This window comes from Streptomyces cyaneofuscatus, assembly GCF_000718135.1.
Classification (GTDB): Bacteria; Actinomycetota; Actinomycetes; order Streptomycetales; family Streptomycetaceae; genus Streptomyces; species Streptomyces cyaneofuscatus.
This window is the reverse complement of sequence record NZ_JOEM01000008.1, coordinates 313,431-331,882: the sequence shown is the minus strand read 5'-3', so window position 1 is coordinate 331,882 and position 18,452 is coordinate 313,431. Positions and strand designations below refer to the sequence as shown.

Genomic DNA, 18,452 nt, shown 5'->3' with positions numbered 1-18,452 from the left:
ATCAGTTAGGCCAATCGGGTGAGGGGGTGCGGGGCCCGCATATGATCGGCGGAGCACGGCAGCCCGGCGAGGACGGGCCACCGCCGGTCCCGCCGAGCCACCAGGGGTGCGCCATCCGTCCCGTACGCGTCCACCTGCCCGCCCAGCGTGGCGAACTCCGCGACCGGCACGAGGACGGCCACCACCTCCACCACCTCGTGTGGCGGCTGGGCCCGGGTGTGCGGGTGTGCAGCAGCGCGGTGCTCGGCGGCGGCATCGGCCCCCGTGCCTGGATCCTCAACGCCCAGGTCCCCGGCGGTTACCCGCGCCTCGACCCGGACCGCCACCTCGCCGAGATCGCCGCCTCCGAGGGGCTCACCGGCCCCGGCGCCGGGCTGATGACCGCCGCCGACGTCGCCGCGTACACGACCGGCCACGACGGCGGCGTCACCGCGACCGTCACCACAGGCCTCGGCGTACGGGGCTGGGCGGCCGTCCCCGAGAGCGCCACCCGCGCCCCGCACCGGCCGGGCACGGTCAACATCGTCCTCACGCTCCCCGCCGCACTCTCCGACGCCGCCCTGGTCAACGCCGTCGCCACCGCCACCGAGGCCAAGGTGCAGGCCCTCCTGGACGCCGGACTCGACTGCTCGGGCACCCCCACGGACGCCGTGTGCGTGGCCGCCCCCGAACCGGGGCCCGACGGCGGCGAACCCTTCGCCGGACCCCGCTCCACCTGGGGCGCGCGGATCGCGCGCGCCGTGCACACGGCCGTACTGGCGGGCGCCCGCCAGTACGGGGACCTCAGCTGACCGTCACCGGGTGCCGCACCACCGCGTCGAACAGATACCCCTGCGTGTTGTGGGCCGTCGCCTTCGGCTGCGTGCGCCCCGACCGGTCCGTGGCCCGGGCCAGCAGCTCCGTCGCGCCCTTGACCGTCGGCACCCAGTCCACCGACCACCGCACCCAGCTTCCGGCCCGGGGCACGTCGTGCAGCCGGGCCCGCCGCCAGCGCTGCCCGCCGTCGGTGCTGACCTCCACCGACCTCACCGGCGCCCCGCCCGACCAGGAGCGGCCGGTCAGCACGGTGCGGCGGTGGGCGGGGAACGAGGCGCCCTGCGCCAGCTCGAAAGCGCTCTTCAAGGTCTGGCGGGTCAGCGGGGCGCTGCCCTCCGGCGGATACCCGGGACCGAACAGCCGGTAGAGGCCCGTGTTCCACGGGGTGAGCAGCGGATCGGCGCTCACCTCGATGTCCCCGACCCACTTGATGTTGGCGATGCCCACCCACGACGGCGCGATGATGCGGACCGGGTATCCATGGTCGGGCGGCAGCGGCTCGCCGTTCATCTCGTACGCGAGCAGGACGTCGTCCAGCGCCTTCGCCACCGGCAGTGGCCGGCGCACCCGCCCCAGGTTCACCCCGTCCGTGACGACCTCCGCGTCCAGGCCGCGCGGCAGCACGTCCACCGCGTGCCGCCCGATCCCGGCCCGCCGCAGCACATCCCCCAGCCGCACCCCGCGCCAGCGGGCCGCCCCGATCGCCCCGAGCGTCCACGCGGTACCGCTGACCGCCTGCCCCTGCTGCGAGGCGAAGAAGCTGCGCCCGTTGCCCGCGCACTCCACGAACCCGGTGCGGGACACCGAGGGCAGCCGCAGGAGATCCGCGTAACTGAAGTCCACAGGCCCGCCCTTGAGCCCGTCGCCCCAGACCGTCAGCTTCCAGGTGTCCCGGTCGATCTGCGGGGTGGCGGTGTGGTTGCGGACGAAGAACCGGTCGGCTGGGGTGAGGAGCCCGGTGCCCTTCAGCGCGGCGAAATTGGTCTCCGCGTTGGTGCCGCGCAGAGTGAAGAGCTCCGGGGGCAGCGGCTTGACCACACCCGGCAGCCCGGCGGCCGCCTGTGCGGCTGCCGGGCTGCCCGGGGCGGCTGCCGCCTGTGCCGGGGCGGCGACCGAGGCCAGCGGTACGGCCGCCGAGGCGGCGGCGACGAGCTTCAGCAGATCGCGGCGGTCGATCCCGGCGGAACGCGCTGTTCCGGCGGACCACTGCCGCAGCCGTATCCGGTCGTAGGCGTCCTCGGACGGTGGGGGAAGCGGGCTCATGGAAGCTCCTCGTGGAGAAGGGGGGACGGGGTGAGTGGGGATGGTGGCGGAAGCAACTCCCGTACGAAGGAGCCCACCTGGCCGGTCTCGATGAGGAAACCGTCATGGCCATAGGGGGAGTTGACGAGCCGCAGGCCGTCGGCCCCCGGCAGCAGGGCCGCCAACTCCTCCTGCTGGGAAGGCGGATAGAGCCGGTCCGATTCGACGCCCACGACCAGCGCGGGCATCGCCGCCCGGCGCAGCGCCCGGGCGGTGCCGCCCCGGCCCCGGCCGATGTCGTGCCCGTTCATCGCCTCGGTGAGCGCCACATAGCTGCCCGCGTCGAAGCGGTGCACCAACTTGGCCGCGTGGTGGTCGAGATAGGACTCCACCTGGTAGCGCCCGCCGCGCCCCGGCTCCTCGCCCGGCTGCGGCGCGCCGCCGAACCGGGAGCCGAGCTCGGGCTCGCTGCGGTACGTGATGTGGGCGATGCGGCGCGCCTGGCCGAGGCCCCGGTGCGGACCGCCGCCGGGGGGCGCGTCGTGGTAGTCGCCGCCTCGCCACCCCGGGTCGGAGCGGATGGCGCCGATCTGCACCGAGCCCCAGGCGATCTGCTCGGCGGAGGCTGCGGCCGGGGCGGCGAGCACCAGCAGCGAACCCGTACGCTCCGGCCTGCTCACCGCCCACTCCAGGGCCCGCATGCCGCCCATCGAGCCGCCGACCACGGCCGCCCACCGGCCGATGTCCAGGGCATCAGCCAGCGCCGCCTCGGCCGCCACCTGGTCCCGTACCGTCAGATACGGGAACCGGGACCCCCAGGGCAGGCCGCCGGGCCCCGGGGAAGAGGGGCCCGTACTGCCCTGGCAGCCGCCCAGCACGTTCGGCGCGACGACGAACCACCGGTCGGTGTCCAGAGCCCGGCCCGGTCCGACCAGCGCGTCCCACCAGCCGGGGGTGGGGTGGCCGGGACCGGCCGGCCCGGCCGCATGGCTGTCGCCCGTCAGGGCGTGCAGGACCAGGACGGCGTTGGAGGAGTCCGCCGCCCGCTGCCCCCAGGTCTCGTACGCCAGGCGGACCCCCGGTAGCCGGACGCCGGACTCCAGGGGCAGCGGGTCCTCGATCGTCACCCAGCGGCGACGACCGGGCGGGTCCCCCTCCCTCCGGCCACCGGAGACCGGAGGGAGGGGAAGTGCGGCGGGCGCGGCGCTACGGTTCAGGACGCCGCCTTCGCGGCCCGGAACCCTGCCTCCAGGTCGGCCTTCAGGTCGTCCACGTTCTCCAGACCGACCGAGAGCCGCACCAGTCCTGGCGTGGCCCCGGTGGCGACGAGCTGCTCCTCGGTGAGCTGGCTGTGCGTGGTGGAGGCCGGGTGGATGATCAGGCTCCGTACGTCACCGATGTTGGCGAGGTGGCTGAACAGCTCGACCGCGTCCACGAACTGCTTGCCCGCCTCGGCCCCGCCCTTCAGCTCGAAGGCCAGCACCGCTCCCGCTCCCCGGGGCAGATAACGCTGCCCCGCCTCGTACCAGCGGCTGGAGGGCAGACCGGCGTAGTGCACGGTCTCCACCTCGTCGCGCTGCTCCAGCCAGCGGGCCAGCTCCAGCGCGTTGGAGGTGTGCCGCTCCAGCCGCAGGCTCAGCGTCTCGACGCCCTGGAGCAGCAGGAACGCCGAGTGCGGCGAGAGCGCGGGTCCCAGGTCGCGGAGCAGCTGGACGCGGAGCTTGATGGCGAAGGCGCCCGGGCCGAGCGCCGGCCAGTACTGGAGGCCGTGGTAGCTCGGGTCGGGGTTGTGGAAGTCGGGGAAGCGCTCGGCGTGCGCGCCGAAGTCGAAGGTGCCGGCGTCCACGACGACCCCGCCGATGGTGGTGCCGTGGCCGCCGAGGAACTTGGTCGCGGAGTGGATGACGATGTCGGCGCCGTGCTCGATGGGCCGCAGCAGGAAGGGCGTCGGCACGGTGTTGTCCACGATCAGCGGGACACCGGCGGCGTGCGCGGTGTCGGCGACCGCCCGGATGTCGAGCACGTCGCCGCGCGGATTGCCGAGCGTCTCGGCGAAGAACGCCTTCGTGTTGGGGCGGACGGCGGCCTGCCAGGCGTCCAGGTCCTCGGGGTCGTCGACGAACGTCACCTCGATGCCGAACCGGGGCAGCGTGTGACGGAAGAGGTTGTAGGTGCCGCCGTAGAGCGAGGGCGAGGAGACGATGTGGTCGCCCGAACCGGCCAGCGTCAGGAGCGCCAGGGTCTCGGCCGCCTGCCCGGAGGCGAGCGCCACGGCGGCGACACCGCCCTCCAGCGCGGCGATGCGCTGCTCCAGGACGTCCTGCGTGGGGTTGTGGATGCGGGTGTAGATGTTGCCCGGCTCGGCGAGGGAGAACACGTCGGCGGCGTGCTGGGTGTCGCGGAAGACGAAGGACGACGTCTGGTAGATAGGCACGGCACGGGCACCCGTCGTCGGGTCCGGGGCGGCGCCCGAGTGGATCTGCTTGGTCTCGAACGACCACGCGGCGCCGGGATCCTGCCGGTTGACGTCCTCGGGAGTGTGGCCTGCGGTGACGGAGTCGAGGGGCTGGCTCATGTGGTTCCTCGCACGTGGTTCGGTCGCCGTACGGCGTACGTCCGCCGGTCGGCGGAAGCCCGGGTGGCGACGGGCTGACTACGGACCGTAGGACGTGCCGGACCGGCCCGGAAGCGTGTCGCCCGCTTGGCCACGAACCTGCAATACGGCGGCAACGCAGAGGCCGGCCCGGGGGTCCGGACCGGCCTCTGCACGGCTCTTCGTACGGCTCTTCGTACAGCTCTTCGTGCGGCGGGGTTCAGCGGGGCGCGGGGACCTCCGCGATGGAGCGACCCGCCCACTCCGGGGCCTCTTCGGTGAGCCCGTCCAGCCGGTCGCGTACGGCGTCGGGGAAGGGCACCGCGCGGCCCGCCCGCTGGTCCACATGGAGGGCCAGCAGCTCACCGGTCGCCACCGGCCCGGTCTCCGGCTCCGGTACGTCGTCGGCCGCGCCGACCGCGTACATCTCGTGGACGAAGCGCAGCTTCTTCGCGTCCGCGCCCAACAGGCGGGTGCGGACGACGAGATGGGTGTCCACGGCCACATCACGGAGGTAGCGGAGGTGCGACTCGACGGTGTAGAGCGAGCAGCCGGTGGATTCCCGGTAGCCGGCGTGCAGACCGGTCTCGATCATCATCGAGTCGGTGGCGTACCCGAAGACGAGGACGTAGAACGCCTCGCTCATATGGCCGTTGTAGTCGATCCACCCGGGCCGTACGGTCCTGCGGAAGAGAGGGAGGTCCGAGGACTCGTTCTCGGTCATCGGGCGGCCTCCCCGGTGGCGGTGGCGCCGGGCAGCCGGCCGGTCGCCCGCAGCACGTCGATGACGCCCCGGTCGCGCTCGGCGACCAGATCCGCGATGGTCCGGCCCGCAGCGGCCTCGTCGCAGCCCGCCACCACCGCCTCGTACAGCGCGCGGTCCAGTTCGGGTGCCTCGAGCCGGGTCCAGGGGGACTTCAGCGACGGGCCGAAGTGGTCGAGCATATGGGCCATGCCGCCCTCGCCGCCCGCCAGCGCGAACGTCAGCATCGGCCCCATGACCGCCCACCGCAGCCCGGGCCCCTCGGTGATCGACGCGTCTATCTCCCGTACGGTCGCCTCACCGTTCGCCACCATGTGCAGGGCCTCGCGCCACAGCGCCTCCTGGAGCCGGTTGGCGATGAAGCCGGGCACCTCGCGGTCCATGGTGATGACGGACTTGCCCGCCACCTCGTAGAAGCGTGAGGCCCACTCCACCGCGGCGGGCGCGGTCAGTTCGCCGCCGACGACCTCCACCAGGGGGATCAGATAAGGCGGGTTGAAGGGGTGCCCGACCACGAGCCGTGCGGCGCCGGGGGTCCCGGTCTGCATGTCGGTCATCGGATAGCCGGAGGTCGAGGAGGCGATCACCGTACCGGCGGGGGCGGTCGCGTCCAGCCGGGCCAGCAGGTCCCGCTTCAGCTCCAGCTTCTCCGGCGCGCTCTCCTGCACGAACTCGGCTCCGGCCACCGCCTCTTCGAGGCTCGCTGTCACGGTCAGCCGGTCCTGCGAGGCGCCTTCGGCGAGCCCGAGCTGTTCGAGCGCGGGCCAGGCCGCCGCGACCAGCCGGCGCAGCCGGGCCTCGGCGTCGGGGGCGGGGTCCCAGGCGGTGACGTCGTAGCCGCGCGCGAGGAAGTGGGCGGCCCATCCGCCACCGATCACTCCGGCCCCGACGCACGCGACACGGCGTACGTCCTCCGGGGCGCAGGGAGCGGGGACAGGGGGAGTGGGGGAAGACATGGGCGGGACTCCAGGAACGTCAGGAAGGTCGAGAAGGGAGCGGCGGGCGGTCATGTGCGCGGGCGGAGGCCGAGCTGCTGCCGCGCCTCGTCGGGCGAGGCGACCCGGGAGCCCAGGGCCTCGGTGATCCGTACGGCGCGCTCCACCAGCTGGCCGTTGGTGGCCTTGACGCCCTTGCCCAGATAGAGGTTGTCCTCCAGGCCGACCCGGACGTGCCCGCCGAGCAGGATCGACTGGGCGACCCAGGGCATCTGCATCCGGCCGAGCGCGAAGCTTGCCCAACGGGCGCCCTCGGGCAGCATGTTGACCATCGACTGGAGCACCCCCGGATCGGCGGGCGCGCCCCACGGAATGCCCATGCAGAGCTGGAAGACCGTGGGGTCGTCGAGCAGCCCCTCGGCGAGGAGCTGCTTGGCGAACCACAGCTGCCCGGTGTCGAAGATCTCCAGCTCGGGCCGGACCCCGAGTTCCTGGATGCGCTTCGCGCCGGTCCGGAGCATGTCGGGGGTCGAGACGTAGAGGTTGCTGCCGTCGCCGAAGTTCAGCGAACCGCAGTCCAGGGTGCAGATGTCGGGCAGCAGGTCCTCCACGTGCGGCAGCCGCTCCAGGCCGCCGACCAGGTCGGTGCCCGGCAGCTGCTTCAGCGGGGCCTCCGGGTCGATGACCAGGTCCCCGCCCATCCCGGCGGTCAGATTGATGACGACATCGGTGCCGGTCTCCCGGATCCGCTCCACGACCTCGCGGTAGAGGCGGGGGTCACGGGAGGGAGCGCCGGTCCCCGGGTCGCGGACGTGGATGTGCACCACGGCGGCACCGGCTCCGGCGGCCTCCACGGCGGACGCGGCGATCTGCTCGGGTGTCACGGGGACGTGGGGACTTCGGCCGACGGTGTCACCGGCTCCGGTGAGGGCGCAGGTGATGATGACGTCCTGGTTCACGGGCATGCGGGGGTGTCTCCTCGGGGTGGGGGAGTGGGGTTTCGGAGGGGGAGCGGGGGTACGCGAAGGGTCTCGCACGGCACTGACGTACGTACGGCGCATGGGTGCGGTGCGGCCCCGGGGCGGCCGGCGAGCCGCTCGGCGTACGGGGTCAGACAGCCGGCGCGGTCAGGCAGGCGTCCACGTGGGCGGTCAGGGCGTCGTGCATGGCCTGGGCGCCGGTGCCCGTGCCGGGGCTGTCGGGCGCGGTGGCCAGGACCTGGGAGGCCAGACCGTCGATCAGGGCGGTGAGGGTGAGGGCCGCGCCGTCCGGGTCGACGGGACGGAACACGCCCTGCTCGACCCCGCGCCGGATCACGTCGGAGACGGTCGCCCGCCACTGCCGGTAGTACTCGCGGTGGAGCTGCCCGACGGTGGTGGAGCGCGCTGCCTCGGCCCAGAGGTCGAGCCAGACGCACCACTGGCGGCGCTGCTGCTCGGTGCGCGGCGTCTGGAGGTCGAGCAGGAGGCGCAGCTCGTCACCCGCGTGGACGGTTCCTTCGGTGGCCGCTGCCCGGCGACGGGTGTCCTCGTCCATGCACCACCGCACCGCCGCTTCGAGCAGCTCGTCGCGGCCGGGGAAGTGGTAGTGGATCGCGGCGGTGCTGGTGCGGCAGGCGGTGGCGATGTCCGCGACCCGGACGGCGTGGAACCCGCGTTCGGCGATCAGCCGGACGGTCTCCCGCACGATCTGCAGGGGTCTGCCGCCCTCGGGTGCCGGAGCGGGCTCCGACGTGGGTGTGGTTGGCGCAGCGGGCGGCACCGCGGGCGTGGACGCGGCGCCCAGCAGCCAGTTGGCGTCCACGCCGCCGATGTCGGCGATCCGGGCCAGTTCCGCGGCGGTGAAACGACGGGAACCGTTCAGGGAACGCGACAGCTTCGACGGGTCGATGACGATCCGCCGGGCGAACTCACGTGCGCTGACTCCCGCCGCGTCGATCACCTGACGGACCCGCGCGGCCACCTCGTACTGCTGCATGGCGGCAACCGTAACGAGGTGGTGAGAAAATCTCAACACGAGACGCAGGGCACGGCTCTGAGCCAAGGAAATTGAGAGCCTGACTTATGGATCAGGCGGATCGCATCACTCCTGCGTGAGCATCCCGCTGCGCAGCTTGCCCAGCATCCGGCTCAGCAGCCGCGAGACATGCATCTGGGAGATCCCCAGCTCGGCACCGATCTGGGCCTGCGTCAGCTCCTGGCCGAACCGCATGTCGATGATCCGGCGCTCCCGCTCGTCCAGTTCGCCCAGCAGGGGAGCGAGGGTGTGCAGGTTCTCCACGGTCTCGATGGCGGGATCCGGCTCGCCCAGTACGTCGGCGAAGGTCCGCCCGCCGGTGTTCTGGGGACCGGATTCCGAGGAGTCGGTCGGCATGTCCAGCGAGCCGGCGGTGTAGCCGTTGGACGCGACGATCCCCTCGGTGATCTCCGCCTCGTCCATCCCGAGGTGCTCGGCCAGTTCCTGCACCGTGGGGTCCCGGTCGAGGTCGGCGGCGAGGGCCTCCTTCGCCTTGGCGAGGTCCACCCGGAGTTCCTGGAGGCGCCGGGGAACGTGGACGGCCCAGCTGGTGTCCCGGAAGAACCGCTTGATCTCACCGACGATGTACGGGACGGCGAACGAGGTGAACTCGACCTCGCGGGACAGGTCGAAGCGGTCGATCGCCTTGATCAGTCCGATCGTGCCGACCTGGATGATGTCCTCCATGTCGCCGCTGCCCCGGTTGCGGAAGCGGTTGGCGGCGAACCGGACCAGCGACAGGTTCATCTCGATCAGCGTGTTGCGCGCGTACTGGTACTCGTGCGTGCCCTCCTCCAGCACCTGGAGGCGGTCGAAGAAGACCTTCGACAGGGCCCGTGCGTCCATGGGGGCGATCTTCCCGGCATCCTCGATCCACGGGAGGTCCCCGGTGGTGCCCTCCGTGGTGCCCGTCCGCTGCTCGGTACCGGTGGTCTGCGCGGTGTGCGCCGTCATCTCGTCACCCTCCCCTGGTCGTAGGCCATGAGGTTTACTCGCCTGCCCGGCCGTCCGGTCCTCATGCGTCCGGGAAGGGATTCGATCTCGCCAGGCGTTGTGAGTTGGCCGAAATCGGCTGGAGAGCGCCGGAAACGGGCCCCGTTCGGCACTGAAACACCGTCATGGGGACGGGCCGGGCCACAGGGGGCGCACAGAACCGCCCCACCGGTACGGGGGAGCCCGGTGGGGCGGTCGCCACCAGAGTGCCACAACCGGCAGGCAGTTGGGACCGGACCGGCGCGGATTGGCCGACGGATGAGTCGAATTCGCCGCTCCTGCGGGCGGGCGCACGCCGGTCGTCGGCGTGCTCCGGAACCTCTCCCTCCGGGGTCGCGGAGCCGGCCGGGCGCCCCGGTTGATTGCGGCATCGTGAACACTTCCCCGGCACGGAATACGCCCTGCGTCCCTCAGCTTTTCGCGGGTGGCGGGCGCGCGGCGCCAGGGCACCGGGGTGCCCGCCTGAAGGAACCGCGCGATGGACCGGATCGAGGGAGAACATGCGCAAGCCGTACGCGTACGAAGAGTGCCGCGGAGGGGTGGCACGGGGTGCAGCCGAAAGGCCCGATCCGATCGCCGAGGTGGGTCCATGAGCACCGTCGACCCCGCGACACGGGAGCAGGCCGCCGCCCCGGCCTCCGCCCCCGCGGCACCCCACCCGCTGGACAACCCCGCGCTCGCCTCGCTCACGGGCCCGCACGCCCACTTCGCCGAGCGCCGCGGCCGGATCCTGCGCTACCCCGTCGACGTCACCCCCTGGACCGCTCACCCCGCCGTCCCGGACGCACGGGACTGGGCCGATCTCGCGGCGCTCGCCGGTCCGGGCGGAACCATCGGCATGAACACGCTGAGGGCGGAGCCGCCGCAGGGCTGGGAGATCCTTCACCGGATCGGCGGAGTCCAGCTCGTCGATGTGTCGGTGGTCCCGGAGCCCGACGCGGAAGCCGTACGGCTCGGCCCGGCCGATGTGCCGGAGATGCTGGACCTGGTGGCGCGCACCCGCCCCGGCCCCTTCCTGCCGCGCACCGTGGAACTCGGCACCTATCTGGGCATCCGCCGGGGCGGCGCCCTGGTCGCCATGGCGGGGGAGCGGCTGCACCCGCCGGGCTGGACCGAGATCAGCGGGGTCTGCACCGACGCGTCCGTACGGGGTCAGGGTCTGGCGAGCCGCCTGGTCCGGGCGGTCGCGTACGGGATCCGTGAACGGGGCGAGACGCCGTTCCTGCACACCTCCGCCGCCAACGCGGTGGCGATCCGGCTCTACGAATCGCTCGGCTTCCAGCTCCGCGCCCACCCCGAGTTCCTCTCCGTCCTGGCCCCGGCGAGTTCTCCGCAGCGGTGATCGGGGCCGACGGGCACCCGTGCAGGGGGCCGAAGGTCCCGGGCCGGACGTCCCGGTCGGGACGTTCGGCCCCGCCTCCGGGCCCTATGCCCCCCTGCGCCGGGGCCCGGATGCCGGTCAACTGGAAGGGATCGTCCGGACCACGGGCGGCACCGGGCGGCGAACAGGAGGAGCGGGCGTGTCCCTGGGGATAGGGCGCAGGGCACCGGGCCGGATGACGGTCCTTCCGGGTACGGACGCGGGCACCACGGCGGCCAGGGGCCGGATCGGGAACTGGGCGCTGGCCGGCCTGGTGCTGCTGCTGAGCGTGCTGGTCGTCCTCCTCGACGTGGTCACGGGAGAGGACCTCCGGGTCATCCCCCTCCTCGTGGTCGTCCCGGCCCTGGCCTCCGTCTTCTGCAGCCTCCGGCAGACCGTCTGGGTGGCGGTCTGGATCACGGCGGTCGTCGTCGGCTCCGGGCTCGGCGGGGACGGCACCTTCTGGGACTTCGTGTTCGGCATCGGCTTCACCGTGCTGGCCTGCGCCCTCGGCGTCGCCGCCTGCGCGGCCCGCATACGCCACGCCACCGAGATGGACCGGCTCCGCTCCGCCGCCGTCGCCCTGCAACGCCAGATCCTGCGCCCCCTGCCCGTCATCACCGACCAGGTCTTCGCGTACGGCATCTACGAGCCGATCGAGGAGGACCGCTTCGTCGGCGGTGACATCTACGAGGTCGTCCAGTCGCCGTACGGGACCCGCGTCATCATCGGGGACGTCCAGGGCAAGGGGATCGCGGCCATAGGAGCCGGGTTCGCCGCGATCGCCGCGTTCCGTGAGGCGGCGGTCCGGGAGCCCACGCTGACCGGGGTGGTGGAGGCCCTGGAGGCCGCCGTCGTCCGGCACAACGCGTTCTCCGCCCAGACCGGCGAGGCCGAACGCTTCGTGACCGCGCTGGTCCTCGGGTTCGACGAGGAGGACCGCGTACAGGCGGTGAACTGCGGCCATCTGCCGCCGCGGCTGCTGCACGAGGGCCGGGCCTCCGCCGTACGGCTGGAGCGGACCTATGTGCCCCTCGGCCTCGCCGGCCTCAGCCGGGAGACCCGTACGGCGGAGTCGTTCGCCCTTCCGCCCGGCGCCACCCTCCTCGTCGTCACCGACGGGGTGACGGAGGCCCGCGACGCGGCCCGCGCCTTCTACCCGCTGGACCGGCGGCTGGCCGACTGGGCCGGACACGGTCCGCGCGAGCTGCTGGACGCGCTCCACGTCGACCTGGAGACCTTCACCGGAGGCATCCGGCGCGACGACGTCGCCGCGCTCGCCCTGGGCAGGGCGCCGGGCGACGGCAGGCCGCTGCCCGCGGCCGCCGCCGATGAGGTCCGACCGGTCGCGGGGGCCGTGAGCGACTGAACGGCCCCGTACGGCGGCCCCGTACGGACGAGGTGAATGTCCCCACGAGACGAATGTCGCGTGGGGACATTTTCAGGTGTACGGTGCACATATGAGTCCGGAAGAGAGCCTGGAAGCGAAGGTCCCGGGGCGTCCGGCCCCGGACCGGAGGGCGCCGGAGCGGCGCAGCCGCAAGGCCCGCCGCACCCGCGAGACCCTGGCGCGGGCCGCGTTCGAGCTGGTGCTGGACCGGGGGCTGCGGTACGTCACGGTCGAGGAGATCGCGGAGGCCGCCGACGTCGACCGCCGCACCTTCAGCCGGTACTTCGCGAGCAAGGAAGCCGCCGCCCTCGACTCCCTGCGGGGCGACGGCGACCGGATCAACCAGGCCCTGCGGTCCCGCCCGGCCGGGGAGCCCCCGCTCCTCGCCTACCGGCGTGCCGTTCTCGCCTGGCTCGCCGACCCGGAAGCGGAGCCCTGGCACCGCCGCCCCCGGATCTTCGACCTCCTGACCGTCGCCGAGGAGGAGCCGACCCTCTACGCGGCCTTCCACCACATCCGGGTGGACGCCCAGGAGGACTCGATCGCCATCCTCGCGGACCGGCTCGGCGTCGAACCGCGCCACGACATCCGTCCGGCCGTCACGGTGGCGGCGGGAGCGGGCGCCCTGCTCGCCGCCCAGGCCGCCTGGGTGCGCGGAGGCCGCCCGGACGCCCTGCCCGCGCTGGTCACCGAGGCGTTCGACGCCCTGGCGGCGGACCTGCTCACGGCACCGAGCGCGCCGCAGCGCAGGGACAGCACCACAGAACACACAGCAGAAGAGGCAACCTCATGAGCACCACCAGCACCAGCCCCACCACCCCCTCGGCCGAGTTCGCCGGCCGTACCGCCCTCGTCACCGGCGGCGCCTCCGGCATCGGCCTCGCCGTGGCCCGGCTGCTCGCCACCGCCGGCGCGGCCGTCGTCGTCGCCGACTACGACGAGGAGAGCGCCCGCAAGGCCGCCGCCCAGCTGGAGAGCACGGGAGCGCGGGCGGCCGCCGTACGCATGGACGTCACCGACCCGGCCTCCGTCGAAGCCGGTGTGCGGTTCACCGTGGAGACCTTCGGCGCCCTCCACCTGGCCGTGAACAACGCGGGCATCGCCGGTCCGGCCGCCCCCACCGGGGCGTACCCCGTCGAGGACTGGGACCGCGTCGTCGCCACCAACCTCAGCGGTGTCTTCTACTCGATGCGCCACGAGCTGCCCGCCATCGTCGCGTCGGGCGGCGGAGCCGTCGTCAACATGTCCTCGATCCTCGGCACCAACGGCTTCGCGGGCTCGCCCGCCTATGTCGCCGCAAAGCACGGCGTCGTCGGCCTCACGAAGACGGCGGCGCTCGAATACGCGGCACAGAACGTGCGGATCAACGCGGTCGGCCCCGGCTTCATCGACACCCCGCTCCTGCGGAACGCCGACCCGCAGGCCCGCGAGCACCTGATCTCCCTGCACCCGGCCGGACGCCTCGGCACGGCGGAGGAGGTCGCCGAACTCACCGTCTTCCTCCTCTCCGACAAGGCCTCCTTCATCCACGGCAGCTACCACCTGGTGGACGGCGGCTACTCCGCCCCGTGACGGCGCCCGGGTGGCGGGCGGGGGAGCCGCGGGCGACAAAGGACCTGCGGGACATCACGGGGGGCCGACAGCAAGAGCACCAGGCAGCGAAGAAGCGAGGAGACCCATGAAAGCCGTCCAGTACCGGGCCGTCGGTGCAGCCCCCGAGGTCGTCACCGTGCCGGACCCCGAGCCCGGCCCCGGCCAGGTCCTGCTGAAGGTCACCGCCGCCGGTGTCTGCCACTCCGACATCGCGGTGATGAGCTGGCCCGCCGACCAGATCCCCTTCCCGCTGCCCCTCACCCTCGGCCACGAGGGCGTCGGCACGGTCGCCGCCCTCGGCGACGGCGTGCACGGCCTCTCGGAGGGCGACTCCGTCGCGGTGTACGGGCCCTGGGGCTGCGGCATCTGCGTGAACTGCGCCGAGGGCAAGGAGAACTACTGCCTGCGCGCCAAGGAGCTCGGCATCATGCCGCCCGGGCTCGGCGCCCCCGGCGCCATGGCCGAGTACATGATCGTCGACGACCCCCGCCACCTCGTGCCGATCGGCGACCTGGACCCGGTGAAGACGGTGTCGCTCACGGACGCCGGACTCACCCCGTACCACGCGATCAAGCGCTCGCTGCCGAAGCTCGTGCCCGGTGCGACGGCCGTCGTCATCGGCACCGGGGGCCTCGGGCACGTCGCGATCCAGCTCCTGCGCGCCATGACGGCCGCCCGGGTCATCGCCCTCGACGTCACCGAGGAGAAGCTCGACCTGGCCAGGGCCGTCGGCGCGCACGAGGCCGTCCTCTCCGACGAGAAGGCGGCGGCCCGCGTCAAGGAGCTGACCGGGGGACTCGGCGCGCACGTCGTGCTGGACTTCGTCGGCGCCCCGCCCACCGTGGAGACCGCCGGGGCCGTCGCCCGGGTCGACGGAGACGTCACCATCGTCGGCATCGGCGGCGGCGCGCTCCCGGTCGGCTTCGGAACGCTGCCGTACGGCACGAGCGTCAGCGCCCCCTACTGGGGCTCGCGCAAGGAACTGGCCGAGGTGCTCGACCTGGCCCACGCGGGCGCCGTCGACGTCCACGTGGAGACGTACTCCATCGACGAGGCCCCGCTCGCCTACGAGCGGTTGCACGACGGCCGGATCAACGGCCGCGCGGTGATCCTGCCGAACGGCTGAGCCCGTTCCCGTACGCCGATTGCGGGGCCGGTAAAAATCCCCGGCCCCGCAATCGGCCGGCCGCTACACTCGATGCCATGCGTTCGTACTACTACTTCCGCTGATTCCCGGCCCGGACAGCCGCCGCGTGACGCCTGACGTCACCGGCTGAGGCATACCGGCCGACCGCCGAGCACCGCCCGTGACCGCACCGGGCGGGTTCGGCCGTATCCGCCCCCGGTGTGCCGCTGTCCCTCCGCCGTCCGGACACCCACGTGTCACGCCCCGCCCCCGCGCGTCTTCGTACGCGCCGCCGCGGGCCGTCACCCCAGGAATCAGGGAACAGGCACCCATGCACCCCCAGCGCGACCGCGCCCAACTGACCATGAAGGACGTCTCCAAGGCGTACGGGGACCGCTCCGTACTCGACCAGGTGACGCTCACCGTCCGCCCCGGCGAGAAGGCCGCCGTCATCGGCGAGAACGGCTCCGGCAAGTCCACCCTGCTCCGGCTGCTCGCCGGGGCCGAGCGCCCGGACAGCGGCGAGATCACCGTCCGCTTCCCCGGCTCCACGGGCTATCTCGCCCAGACCCTCGCCCTCGATCCGGCCGACACCGTGCAGGACGCCGTCGACGCGGCCCTGGCCGAACTCCGCGCCCTGGAGGTGGCCATCCGCGAGGCGGAGGAGTCACTCTCGGCGGGGCGCGAGGCCACGGAGGCGGAACTCGCCGCGTACGGAGACCTCCTCACCGCCTACGAGGAGCGCGACGGCTACCGCGCCGACGCCCGTACCGAGGCCGCTCTCCACGGCCTGGGCCTCGCCCACCTCACCCGCGACCGCGCGCTCTCCACCCTCTCCGGCGGCGAACAGTCCCGCCTCGCCCTCGCCTGCGTCCTGGCGGCCGCCCCCGAGCTGCTGCTCCTGGACGAGCCGACCAACCACCTGGACGTACGGGCGGTGAACTGGCTGGAGGAGCACCTGCGCGCCCACCGGGGCACCGTCGTCGCCATCACCCACGACCGGGCGTTCCTGGAGCGGGTCACCTCGGTGATCCTGGAGGTCGACCGCGACCTGCGCACGGTCACCCGGTACGGCGACGGCTGGGACGGCTACCGCACCGCCAAGGCGGCGGCCCGCCGCCGCTGGGCGCAGGAGCACCAGGAGTACCTGAGCGACCTGGCCCGTACGGCGGAGCTGGTGGACGCCGCAGGACAGCGGCTCGCGGCGACGGGCAAGGACCCGAAGCAGGGGTTCGGCAAGCACCGCCGCTCCCACGAGGCCAAACTCTCCGGCCAGGTCAGGGCGGCGCGCACCCGGCTGGAGGCGCTGCGGCGCACACCCGTACCGGCCCCGCCGAAGCCGCTCGCCTTCACCGGCCGCCCGGCCCTGGCGGGGGAGTCCAGCGCTTTCGACGGCCCCCTGGCCGAGCTGGAGGACGTCTCCGTGGGGGAGCGGCTCCACCTCCCCGCCCTGCGCGTGGAGGCCGGGGCCCGCCTGCTGGTCACCGGGGACAACGGGGCCGGGAAGACCACGCTGTTGCGGGTTCTCGCCGGGGACCTGGCGCCCGACACCGGGACGGTCCTCCGCCGCGCCCGGGTCGGCTACCTCCCGCAGGAGCTGCCGGCCCGGCCGACCCGGCGCACCCTGCTCGCCACCTTCGCGGCGGGGCGCCCGGGCTTCCCCGACGAGTACGCGGACGAGCTCCTCGGCCTCGGCCTGTTCCGCCCCGAGGACCTCGGCGTGCCGGTCGCGTCGCTCTCCATCGGCCAGCAGCGCCGACTGGCCCTGGCGCGGCTGGTGACCCGCCCGGCCGATCTGCTGGTGCTGGACGAGCCGACGAACCACATCGCGCTGAGCCTGGTGGAGGAGGTGGAAGCGGCCCTCGCGCAGTACCCGGGAGCCGTCGTCGTGGTCTCGCACGACCGCAGCTTCCGCGCCCGCTTCACCGGTGACGTCCTGGAGCTGCGGTCCGGCCGCCCGGTCTCCCGCCCGGAACCGGCCTACGCCTCCGGGGAAGCGGCGGCCTCCCCGCGCACCTGAGCGCGCAGCCGCTTCACGAAGACGCGCTGGCCGACGATCAGCAGTTCGGCGGCCTGCTCCGGCGTGCACCAGGCGAACCGGTCCATCTCCGGGAACTCCTGCTGCACGCCGGAGCCGCGCGGCCACTCCATCGTGAACGTCCCCGGCACCACGGAGGCCACCTCCAGCTCGGCCTCCACCGCCCACACGGTCACCGTCTTGCCGCTGCGCTGACGCGACTCGCCGAGCGGCAGCCAGACCCCGTCCGGCACCGGCACCCCCAGCTCCTCCTCGAACTCCCGCCGCGCGGCCGCCTCCGGCTCCTCGTCGGGGCCGTACTCACCCTTCGGCACCGACCAGGCGGCCTCCTCCCGTCCGGCCCAGAACGGTCCGCCCATGTGCCCGATCAGCACCTCGACATCCCGCTCGCCCCCCGTACCCGTGGTCCGGAAGAGAAGAAGCCCCGCACTGCGCTTGCCTGCCGACATGTCGTCAAGTCTGCAAGCACGGTGCGCGGCACGCCAACCGACGGGCGCTGCACAGGCGGAAGGGGACGGAGCCGCATCGCGGACCCCGCCCCCACCCGTCGTACGACTACGTCTTGCGGTAGCCGTACGCCTCCGAGGCCGCCGCCTCCACCGCGCCGATGTCCCCGCCGGACGACGCGGTCACCACGGCGGCGACCGCGCCCTCCACGAACGGGGCGTCGACCAGTCGCGTGTTCTCCGGCAGCTCGTCGCCCTCGGCGAGCATCGCCTTCACCGTGAGGACGGCGCTCCCCAGATCCACGAGAACCGCCACCCCGGCGCCCCGGTCCACCGAGGCGGCGGCCCGGCCGATCAGCTCGGCGCTGGTGCCGAGCCCGCCGTTCGGCAGCCCGCCCGCCGCCGCGACGGGGGCCGTCACGCCGCCGGCGGCGAGGCCCCGGGCCAGCTCGGCCACCGCCTCCGCGACCGGACCGCTGTGCGAGACCAGCACGATGCCCACCTGCGGTGCGCCGCTCATGCCTCCGCACCCCCGTCCCGCGCGGTCTCCGCCAACGCCTCCACCAGCAGGGCCGCCGACGTCGCCCCCGGGTCCTGGTGGCCGATGCTGCGCTCGCCGAGATAGCTGGCCCGCCCCTTGCGCGCCTGCAACGGCACCGTGGCCTCGGCGCCCGCGCGGGCCGCGTCCGCAGCCCCCTGGAACGACGAGGCCAGGGCCTCCGCCGCCGGCAGCAGCGCGTCCAGCATCGTCTTGTCCCCGGCCTGCGCCCCGCCGAGCTGCCCCACCGCTGCGACACCCGCGGCGAACGCCTGGGCGAGCTGGTCCCGCGTCACCTCGGCGTCCTCGCCGAGCGCCTTGCCCGTACGGCGCAGCAGCGTCCCGTACAGCGGCCCGGACGCCCCGCCGACGGTCGAGATCAGCTGCCGCCCCGCCAGGGTCAGCACCGCGCCCGGGGTCGCGGGCGCTTCCTTCTCCAGCACGGCCGCCACCGCCGTGAAACCGCGCTGGAGGTTGCTGCCGTGGTCGGCGTCCCCGATCGCCGAGTCCAGTTCGGTCAGTCGGTCCGCCTCACGGTCCACGGCGGTCGCGGTGGCCGCCATCCAGCGGCGGAAGAAGTCGGCGTCCAGCACATGATCTCCT

The 18,452-nt window shown here is 73.5% G+C and carries 18 protein-coding genes; 7 read left to right on the top strand and 11 right to left on the bottom strand.

All coding sequences use genetic code 11. The features are described 5' to 3' along the window. Positions 1-41: 41 nt before the first annotated feature. Positions 42-791, top strand: a complete 750-nt coding sequence (locus IF17_RS0115950; RefSeq protein WP_063830227.1) for an adenosylcobinamide amidohydrolase — start codon at positions 42-44, stop codon at positions 789-791. Here IF17_RS0115950 and IF17_RS0115945 read toward each other — a convergent pair. The 8 genes from IF17_RS0115945 to IF17_RS0115910 form a co-directional block, all read right to left on the bottom strand. Next, positions 784-2,079, bottom strand: coding sequence for a sulfite oxidase (locus IF17_RS0115945; protein ID WP_030566411.1), 1,296 nt, complete (start codon positions 2,077-2,079; stop codon positions 784-786). The two genes, IF17_RS0115950 and IF17_RS0115945, sit on opposite strands and share 8 nt — an antisense overlap. Next, positions 2,076-3,275 carry a homoserine O-acetyltransferase MetX gene (metX, locus tag IF17_RS0115940; RefSeq protein ID WP_051884016.1) on the bottom strand — a complete coding sequence of 400 codons (1,200 nt, stop codon included), beginning with the start codon at positions 3,273-3,275 and terminating at the stop codon, positions 2,076-2,078. Before metX ends, IF17_RS0115945 begins: the two co-directional genes overlap by 4 nt. Beyond that, entirely contained in the window at positions 3,272-4,633 is a 1,362-nt protein-coding gene (locus tag IF17_RS0115935) for a bifunctional o-acetylhomoserine/o-acetylserine sulfhydrylase (protein ID WP_076966964.1), read from the bottom strand. Before IF17_RS0115935 ends, metX begins: the two co-directional genes overlap by 4 nt. Positions 4,634-4,871: 238 nt before the next feature. Continuing rightward, on the bottom strand, positions 4,872-5,375 hold the full coding sequence (locus tag IF17_RS0115930) for a thioesterase family protein (RefSeq protein WP_030566406.1): 504 nt from the start codon (positions 5,373-5,375) through the stop codon (positions 4,872-4,874). Further along, positions 5,372-6,370, bottom strand: a complete 999-nt coding sequence (locus IF17_RS0115925; RefSeq protein ID WP_030566404.1) for a 3-hydroxyacyl-CoA dehydrogenase NAD-binding domain-containing protein — start codon at positions 6,368-6,370, stop codon at positions 5,372-5,374. Before IF17_RS0115925 ends, IF17_RS0115930 begins: the two co-directional genes overlap by 4 nt. A gap of 50 nt (positions 6,371-6,420) precedes the next feature. Continuing rightward, positions 6,421-7,314: a beta-keto acid cleavage family enzyme gene (locus IF17_RS0115920; protein ID WP_030566402.1), complete on the bottom strand. Its 894-nt coding sequence runs from the start codon at positions 7,312-7,314 to the stop codon at positions 6,421-6,423. A gap of 145 nt (positions 7,315-7,459) precedes the next feature. Further along, complete coding sequence (locus tag IF17_RS0115915) at positions 7,460-8,326, bottom strand: TetR/AcrR family transcriptional regulator (RefSeq protein ID WP_030566400.1); 867 nt, start codon at positions 8,324-8,326, stop codon at positions 7,460-7,462. Between the two features lie 105 nt (positions 8,327-8,431). Continuing rightward, positions 8,432-9,319: a SigB/SigF/SigG family RNA polymerase sigma factor gene (locus IF17_RS0115910; RefSeq protein ID WP_030566398.1), complete on the bottom strand. Its 888-nt coding sequence runs from the start codon at positions 9,317-9,319 to the stop codon at positions 8,432-8,434. A 628-nt stretch (positions 9,320-9,947) separates the two neighbouring features. Here IF17_RS0115910 and IF17_RS0115905 point away from each other — a divergent pair. The 6 genes from IF17_RS0115905 to abc-f all read left to right on the top strand — a co-directional run bounded on the left by IF17_RS0115905 (position 9,948) and on the right by abc-f (position 16,847). After that, entirely contained in the window at positions 9,948-10,700 is a 753-nt protein-coding gene (locus tag IF17_RS0115905) for a GNAT family N-acetyltransferase (protein ID WP_030566396.1), read from the top strand. 178 nt (positions 10,701-10,878) lie between these two features. Further along, entirely contained in the window at positions 10,879-12,087 is a 1,209-nt protein-coding gene (locus IF17_RS0115900) for a PP2C family protein-serine/threonine phosphatase (protein WP_030566394.1), read from the top strand. Positions 12,088-12,178: 91 nt separating this feature from the next. Continuing rightward, complete coding sequence (locus tag IF17_RS0115895) at positions 12,179-12,901, top strand: TetR family transcriptional regulator (RefSeq protein WP_051884015.1); 723 nt, start codon at positions 12,179-12,181, stop codon at positions 12,899-12,901. Beyond that, positions 12,898-13,680, top strand: coding sequence for an SDR family NAD(P)-dependent oxidoreductase (locus IF17_RS0115890; protein ID WP_030566389.1), 783 nt, complete (start codon positions 12,898-12,900; stop codon positions 13,678-13,680). Before IF17_RS0115895 ends, IF17_RS0115890 begins: the two co-directional genes overlap by 4 nt. 106 nt (positions 13,681-13,786) lie before the next feature. Then, entirely contained in the window at positions 13,787-14,827 is a 1,041-nt protein-coding gene (locus IF17_RS0115885; RefSeq protein ID WP_030566387.1) for an NAD(P)-dependent alcohol dehydrogenase, read from the top strand. Between the two features lie 331 nt (positions 14,828-15,158). Beyond that, positions 15,159-16,847, top strand: a complete 1,689-nt coding sequence (abc-f, locus tag IF17_RS0115880) for a ribosomal protection-like ABC-F family protein (protein WP_030566385.1) — start codon at positions 15,159-15,161, stop codon at positions 16,845-16,847. Here abc-f and IF17_RS0115875 read toward each other — a convergent pair. From IF17_RS0115875 to dhaL, 3 genes are all read right to left on the bottom strand, one after another. Beyond that, positions 16,808-17,314, bottom strand: coding sequence for an NUDIX hydrolase (locus IF17_RS0115875; protein ID WP_030566384.1), 507 nt, complete (start codon positions 17,312-17,314; stop codon positions 16,808-16,810). The genes abc-f and IF17_RS0115875 overlap by 40 nt on opposite strands. Positions 17,315-17,420: 106 nt before the next feature. After that, positions 17,421-17,831, bottom strand: coding sequence for a PTS-dependent dihydroxyacetone kinase phosphotransferase subunit DhaM (locus IF17_RS0115870; RefSeq protein WP_030566382.1), 411 nt, complete (start codon positions 17,829-17,831; stop codon positions 17,421-17,423). After that, positions 17,828-18,442, bottom strand: a complete 615-nt coding sequence (gene dhaL, locus IF17_RS0115865) for a dihydroxyacetone kinase subunit DhaL (RefSeq protein ID WP_030566380.1) — start codon at positions 18,440-18,442, stop codon at positions 17,828-17,830. The genes IF17_RS0115870 and dhaL overlap by 4 nt, the downstream gene beginning before the upstream one ends. Positions 18,443-18,452: the final 10 nt, after the last annotated feature.

What these genes read in the sequence shown, in the direction of transcription:
- IF17_RS0115885 (WP_030566387.1), top strand. Translation starts at nt 13,787, where the DNA reads ATGAAAGCCGTCCAGTACCGGGCCGTCGGTGCAGCCCCCGAGGTCGTC.
- IF17_RS0115925 (WP_030566404.1), bottom strand. Translation starts at nt 6,370, where the DNA reads ATGTCTTCCCCCACTCCCCCTGTCCCCGCTCCCTGCGCCCCGGAGGAC.
- IF17_RS0115890 (WP_030566389.1), top strand. Translation starts at nt 12,898, where the DNA reads ATGAGCACCACCAGCACCAGCCCCACCACCCCCTCGGCCGAGTTCGCC.
- IF17_RS0115905 (WP_030566396.1), top strand. Translation starts at nt 9,948, where the DNA reads ATGAGCACCGTCGACCCCGCGACACGGGAGCAGGCCGCCGCCCCGGCC.
- IF17_RS0115950 (WP_063830227.1), top strand. Translation starts at nt 42, where the DNA reads ATGATCGGCGGAGCACGGCAGCCCGGCGAGGACGGGCCACCGCCGGTC.
- IF17_RS0115920 (WP_030566402.1), bottom strand. Translation starts at nt 7,314, where the DNA reads ATGCCCGTGAACCAGGACGTCATCATCACCTGCGCCCTCACCGGAGCC.
- IF17_RS0115875 (WP_030566384.1), bottom strand. Translation starts at nt 17,314, where the DNA reads ATGTCGGCAGGCAAGCGCAGTGCGGGGCTTCTTCTCTTCCGGACCACG.
- IF17_RS0115910 (WP_030566398.1), bottom strand. Translation starts at nt 9,319, where the DNA reads ATGACGGCGCACACCGCGCAGACCACCGGTACCGAGCAGCGGACGGGC.
- IF17_RS0115895 (WP_051884015.1), top strand. Translation starts at nt 12,179, where the DNA reads ATGAGTCCGGAAGAGAGCCTGGAAGCGAAGGTCCCGGGGCGTCCGGCC.
- IF17_RS0115935 (WP_076966964.1), bottom strand. Translation starts at nt 4,633, where the DNA reads ATGAGCCAGCCCCTCGACTCCGTCACCGCAGGCCACACTCCCGAGGAC.
- abc-f (WP_030566385.1), top strand. Translation starts at nt 15,159, where the DNA reads ATGCACCCCCAGCGCGACCGCGCCCAACTGACCATGAAGGACGTCTCC.
- IF17_RS0115945 (WP_030566411.1), bottom strand. Translation starts at nt 2,079, where the DNA reads ATGAGCCCGCTTCCCCCACCGTCCGAGGACGCCTACGACCGGATACGG.
- IF17_RS0115915 (WP_030566400.1), bottom strand. Translation starts at nt 8,326, where the DNA reads ATGCAGCAGTACGAGGTGGCCGCGCGGGTCCGTCAGGTGATCGACGCG.
- IF17_RS0115930 (WP_030566406.1), bottom strand. Translation starts at nt 5,375, where the DNA reads ATGACCGAGAACGAGTCCTCGGACCTCCCTCTCTTCCGCAGGACCGTA.
- IF17_RS0115870 (WP_030566382.1), bottom strand. Translation starts at nt 17,831, where the DNA reads ATGAGCGGCGCACCGCAGGTGGGCATCGTGCTGGTCTCGCACAGCGGT.